General features: G+C 75.1%; 5 protein-coding genes and 2 pseudogenes. 2 read left to right on the forward strand and 5 right to left on the reverse strand.

Going from position 1 to position 4,334, the window contains the following annotated elements; genetic code table 11:
• Together HUW36_RS26815 and HUW36_RS26820 are read right to left on the reverse strand one after the other, a co-directional pair.
• Positions 1-186: pseudogene (locus tag HUW36_RS26815) on the reverse strand (hypothetical protein); the annotation flags it as partial.
• Positions 179-679, reverse strand: coding sequence for a SigE family RNA polymerase sigma factor (locus tag HUW36_RS26820; protein WP_174530687.1), 501 nt, complete (start codon positions 677-679; stop codon positions 179-181). The pseudogene HUW36_RS26815 and the gene HUW36_RS26820, both read right to left, overlap by 8 nt.
• Before the next feature lie 151 nt (positions 680-830).
• Here HUW36_RS26820 and HUW36_RS26825 point away from each other — a divergent pair, with 151 nt between their 5' ends.
• Positions 831-1,595 (forward strand): ABC transporter ATP-binding protein, encoded by a 765-nt coding sequence (locus HUW36_RS26825; protein ID WP_174530688.1) that lies wholly within the window; start codon positions 831-833, stop codon positions 1,593-1,595.
• A 707-nt stretch (positions 1,596-2,302) separates the two neighbouring features.
• Positions 2,303-3,484 (forward strand): annotated as a pseudogene (locus HUW36_RS35295) (AAA family ATPase); the annotation flags it as partial.
• 4 nt (positions 3,485-3,488) lie between these two features.
• Here the strand turns inward: HUW36_RS35295 and HUW36_RS26835 are convergent.
• The 3 genes from HUW36_RS26835 to HUW36_RS26845 all read right to left on the reverse strand — a co-directional run.
• Entirely contained in the window at positions 3,489-3,842 is a 354-nt protein-coding gene (locus tag HUW36_RS26835) for a gas vesicle protein K (protein ID WP_217428884.1), read from the reverse strand.
• The gene (locus tag HUW36_RS26840; RefSeq protein WP_174530689.1) at positions 3,839-4,090 is read right to left on the reverse strand and encodes a gas vesicle protein; all 252 of its coding nucleotides are present in this window, start codon (positions 4,088-4,090) and stop codon (positions 3,839-3,841) included. Before HUW36_RS26840 ends, HUW36_RS26835 begins: the two co-directional genes overlap by 4 nt.
• Positions 4,081-4,334 (reverse strand): GvpL/GvpF family gas vesicle protein (locus tag HUW36_RS26845; protein ID WP_174530690.1); only part of this gene is annotated, 254 nt, incomplete at its 5' end. The genes HUW36_RS26845 and HUW36_RS26840, both read right to left, overlap by 10 nt.

The raw sequence follows: 4,334 nt of genomic DNA on the forward strand, positions 1-4,334 counted from the left end.
GTCCGGCGAGCCGGCGAGCGCCACCACACCCGTCGCGACGACGCCGACCGCGACCGCGGCGGCCAGGCCGGCGGCGATCCGGGTACGCCGGGCACGCTGCCGGCCCCGACGGCGCACCTGCTCGGTGGGCGCCCAGACGAGCTGGGCGGTGTCCTGGTAGAGGTCCGAGAACATCGGATCAGGCATTGCGGACCTCCTCCGGGAGGGTCACGTCGAGCAGGGCGGCGAGGGCCTTGCGGCCCCGGGAGAGGCGGGCCTTGACCGTGCCGGTCGGCACGCCGGTCTGCGCGGCGATCTCCGCGACCGACAGGTCGGCCAGGTGGTGGAGGACGATGGCCTCCCGTTGTTCGGCGGACAACCGCCGCAGCGCGGCGATCAGCGCGACCGTGTTCTCCGACGGTGGCCCGACCGCCGGTTGCGGGCCGTGTCGGCGGTAGGCGACGACACTGTTGCGCGCCTTCCGCCACCGGTTGACCAGCAGCCGGTGCCCGACGGTGCGCACCCACGCCTCCGGGTCGTCGTACGCGCTGACCCGCGACCAGCGCTGCCAGGCCCGCGCGTACGCCTCCTGGGCGGCGTCCTGCGCCTCGGCGCGGTCACCGCCGAGCGCGTACAGCACCGTGACGACCCGTTGCCTGCTGTTCCGGTAGAACTCCTCGAACCCACTGTCCGGATCCATCTCTCTCCCCGTTGCCGTCCTGCGCCTGACACCCGCCGGCGGGGGCGTCGGTTGCATCCGGTCCGTGATCCGACCCGTACCCCTCAGGTATGACGCGAAGATCGTCCTTCGGCCGGACTGCGCGGTGGCCCGCGCGGGCTACGGTCGGACCATGACCGATCAGCACCCGGCGCTCTCCCTGCGTGGCCTGGCCAAGCGGTTCGACACGAAGGTCGCGGTGGCGGGCGTCGACCTGACCGTGCCGACGGGCTCGTTCTACGGCCTGCTCGGCCCGAACGGGGCCGGCAAGACCACGACCCTCTCCATGACCGTCGGCCTGTTGCGGCCCGACGCCGGCGAGGCGCGGGTGCTCGGGTACGACGTCTGGTCCGATCCGGTACGCGCCAAGAGCCTGCTCGGCGTGATGCCGGACGGGGTGCGCCTCTTCGACCGGCTCAGCGGCGCGGAGCTGCTGGCGTACCACGGTCTACTGCGGGGCATGGACCCGGCGGTGGTCGACCAGCGGGCGGCGGAGCTGCTCGACGTGCTGGCGCTCACCGACGCCGGCCGCACGCTCGTGGTCGACTACTCGGCCGGCATGAAGAAGAAGATCGGCCTGGCCTGCGCGCTGCTGCACGGCCCGCGCCTGCTGGTGCTCGACGAGCCGTTCGAGGCGGTCGACCCGGTGTCGGCGGCGCTGATCCGGGACATCCTGCACCGCTACGTGACCGGCGGCGGCACGGTGATCTTCTCCAGCCACGTGATGGAGGTGGTCGAGCGGCTCTGCTCCCACGTGGCCATCCTGGCCGAGGGACGGATCAAGCGGGTGGGCACGCTGGGCGAGGTACGTGGCGACCGGTCGCTGGAGGAGGTCTTCGTCGAGGTGGTAGGCGGCCGGACCGCGACCGGTGAGGAGCTGTCGTGGCTGTCCCGGTGACCGCCGTCGAGCCGCCGGCCCGGACCGTCTCGCCCCGGCACTTCGTCCGGCTCAAGCTGCGGGTGCTGGGCAACAACTTCCGCGGCCAGGCGTGGCGGATCGCGCTGTTCGTGCTGGGTGTGCTGTTCGGGCTCTGGTTCGCCGGGGTCGGGTTCTTCCTGCTGGCCGCGCCGGGCCTGGCCGGTGAGTCCCGGTACGCGCTGATGACCGCCGCGTTCGGCGGCGGCGTGCTGACACTCGGCTGGCTGCTCCTGCCGCTCGTCTTCTTCGGTGTGGACGAGACGCTGGACCCGGCCCGGTTCGCGCTGCTCCCGCTCTCCCGCCGCACCCTGGTCACCGGCCTGCTCGCCGCCGCGCTGGTGAGCGTGCCGGCACTGGCCACCACGGTCACGGTGGCCGGGCTGGTGGTCACCGCCGGTGCGCTGGGCGGCTGGTCGGCCGCGCTGGTCGGCGCGCTCGGGGCGCTCGGCGGGCTGCTGGTCTGCGTGGCCGGGGCCCGCGCGGTCACCAGCGCGTTCGCCACCATGCTGCGCTCCCGCCGGGTACGGGACCTGGCCGCGGTGCTGCTGGCGGTGCTGGCCGCGCTGCTCGGCCCGTTGCAGCTGTTCGTGGTCGCCGCCGTGCAGCAGGCCGACTGGGACCGGCTGACCGGGGTGGCCCGGGTGCTCGGCTGGACCCCGTTCGGCGCGCCCTGGACGGCCGGCGTCGACGTGGCCGAGGGCCGGGCCGGCGCGGCGGTGGTGTGCACCACCGCGCGCCCGGAGGCGGTGGACCCGGCGCTGCGCGGCCCGGACCTGCTGGCCCTGCGGATCACCGTGCCGCTGCCCGACCCGGCGCTGCGCCGGGAGCAGTTGACCGTGCTCACCCGCCAGGTGCCGCTGGCCGGCGACGTGCGGCTGGACGAGGTGGCGGCGCGTACCCCGGGGTTCGTCGCCGCGGATCTCGCGGCGCTGGTCCGGGAGGCCGGGGTGCGGGCGGCGCTGCGGCAGAAGACGGCGGAGACGCCGACCGTGGCGATGGCCGACTTCGCCGCCGCGTTGGAGGTGGTCCGGCCGACCACCATGGCCGCCTCCACGTTGGAGCTGGCGTCGGTGACGCTCGACGACGTGGGCGGGCTGCACGAGGTCCGGCAGACGTTGACCGAGTCGGTGCTCTGGCCGCTTACCTATCCGGACACGTTCGCCCGGTTGGGCGTGACGCCGCCGCGCGGGGTGCTGCTCTACGGGCCGCCCGGCTGCGGGAAGACCTACCTGGTCACCGCGCTGGCCGGCTCCGGACGCGCGAACGTGCTGTCGGTGAAGGGCGCCGAACTGCTCTCCAAGTGGGTGGGCGAGAGCGAACGCGCGGTCCGCGAGCTGTTCCGCCGGGCCCGGGAGGCGGCGCCCACCCTGGTCTTCCTGGACGAGGTGGACGCGCTGGCCCCGGTGCGCGGTCAGGCCACCGACGGGGGCACCACGGACCGGGTGGTGGCCGCGCTGCTCACCGAACTGGACGGGGTGGAGGCGCTGCGCAACGTGGTCGTGGTCGGCGCGACGAACCGACCGGAGCTGGTCGACCCGGCGCTGCTGCGTCCCGGCCGGCTGGAACGCCTGGTCTACGTGCCCCCGCCGGACGGCCCGGCCCGTACCGAGATCCTCCGGGCGGCGGCACGGAACGTGCCGCTCGCGCCGGACGTGGACCTCGACGCGCTCGGCGGCGACCTGGACGGCTTCTCCGCGGCCGACTGCGCGGCGCTGGTGCGGGAGGCGGCGCTGGCCGCGATGCGCGAGTCGCTGAGCGCCCGCACGGTCACCGCCGCGCACGTCGAGGCGGCCCGCGCCCGGGTCCGCCCGTCCCTCGATCCGGCGCAGCTCGCCCACCTGGAGTCGTACGCCGCCAGCCGGCGGTGACGGCTCAGTCGGTGGGCAGCAGCGGCCCGAGCGGACCGAGGTCGAGGTTGAGGTCCTCGGGCGCGAGCCCGAAGTACTCACGGAGCTGGGTCATCTGCTCCTCCAGCGCCATCAGCGTGGCACCGATCCGCTCGACCTGGTCGTCGTCGAGGTCGCCCAGGTCGACCCGGCGCAGCGCCTGCCGTTCCATCAGTTGCCGGAGCAGTTCGACGACGGTGAGCACCAGGCTGGCCAGGCCGCGCTCGACCGAGTTCTCGTCGACCGCGAGCCGCCGGTCCAGCGGCCGGACCCGGGGCGCGGTCCAGGCCGGCTCGCCCAGCGCCGCCGCCAGGTCGGCCGCCTCGTCCCGGGTGGTCACGGCGCCACCGCCGGCTCCGGCGGGACCAGCGGGCCGGTCCCCGGCTCCGGCGGGGCGAGGGCGCCGACCGACGCGATCAGGGCCCGCAGCGAGATCCGGACCAGGTCGACGTCCGCGATGGCGAGCGTGATGTCGCCGGTGACCACCACACCGGTGGCGAGCACCCGGTCGAGCAGGTCGACGAGCGCCACCTGCCGGTAGGCCGACGGGTCGTCGGCGCTGCTCGGGGCCAGTGCCGTCACGGCCATGCCGACTCCGCCGCCGGTTCCGCCACGAAGGAGTACGCCGGCCACGGCCCGGTCAGCTCCAACCGCAGCTCCGGATGCCTGTCGGCGAGCGCTTCCGCCAGCGCGCGGAAGCCGTCCAGCCCGGCGCGGTCGACCAGGTACGCGCCGTTGAGCACCATCGCGGTGGCCGCGCCGGAGAGCCTGCGGTCCTGCGGTGCGTGCCGCCGGGCGGCGACCGCGTGCCCGGCGAGCGCGGCGTGCACGG

Source organism: Micromonospora maritima (assembly GCF_902825405.1).
Taxonomy (GTDB): Bacteria; Actinomycetota; Actinomycetes; order Mycobacteriales; family Micromonosporaceae; genus Micromonospora; species Micromonospora maritima.

What these genes read in the sequence shown, in the direction of transcription:
- HUW36_RS26825 (WP_174530688.1), top strand. Translation starts at nt 831, where the DNA reads ATGACCGATCAGCACCCGGCGCTCTCCCTGCGTGGCCTGGCCAAGCGG.
- HUW36_RS26820 (WP_174530687.1), bottom strand. Translation starts at nt 679, where the DNA reads ATGGATCCGGACAGTGGGTTCGAGGAGTTCTACCGGAACAGCAGGCAA.
- HUW36_RS26840 (WP_174530689.1), bottom strand. Translation starts at nt 4,090, where the DNA reads ATGGCCGTGACGGCACTGGCCCCGAGCAGCGCCGACGACCCGTCGGCC.